This is a genomic window from Photorhabdus noenieputensis, from assembly GCF_018448935.1.
GTDB classification, from domain to species: Bacteria; Pseudomonadota; Gammaproteobacteria; order Enterobacterales; family Enterobacteriaceae; genus Photorhabdus; species Photorhabdus noenieputensis.
Window position 1 is genome coordinate 1 of the sequence record NZ_RCWC01000153.1, and the last position, 743, is coordinate 743.

Below are 743 nucleotides of genomic sequence, written 5' to 3' on the forward strand. Positions count from 1 at the left end.
TGATTTCACGGAAACCTTGTGGTTTACCCCGCCGCGTTCTGACGTGAAAAACGGTGTCTGGTGGTTTGATAATATTGCTCATCGGGCGGTACCGGTTGAACGGCTGCGTCGCCCCCCAGAACCGGGAGCGCTGACCGGTGAAATGGTCCGGGGTGAACATATCAATGAGCTGATGGATTTATTACCGTCAGGTACTCTTGTTTCACTGACCATTGTCATACAGGCACAGGATGCATTGGAACGGGATTTCGATCGATTGTCAAAAAATGCAATGGGAGAAAATACTGAATCAGGGCGAGTGCGTGCAGACGTAAAAGAAGCTAAGGCGCATCTGGGGCTGAGACATAAACTGTGCCGTTCTGCACTGACCTTTTTGTTACAGGGGGCTGATGTTGACGATTTGAACTGTCGGCATCAGCAACTGGCCGCCACTCTGTTGGTATCAGGGTTGCAGCCGGTCAAACCCGAATGCGACGTCGCGCCGTTAAACGGTTATCTGCGTGCCTTACCGATGTGTTTTAACCCGCAACGAGACAAGTATCACTGGTATACCCGGTTGACTTGGGTGCAGCATGTGGCTGGGTTGTTGCCAGTGACAGGGCGGGCGACCGGCACGGGTAACCCGGGTCTTAGCTTTTTTAACCGGGGCGGCGATGTGCTGACCTTTGATCCGCAAAATAAACATGACCGTACCCAGAATGCGCATCTGTTGCTGTTCGGGCCGACCGGTGCGGGGAAGTCGG

General features: G+C 53.4%; 1 protein-coding gene. It reads left to right on the forward strand.

What is annotated here, in order from left to right; translation table 11 throughout:
* Positions 1–743: TraC family protein (locus tag EAE91_RS23610; protein ID WP_214090557.1), on the forward strand; the 743-nt coding region annotated here is incomplete at both ends.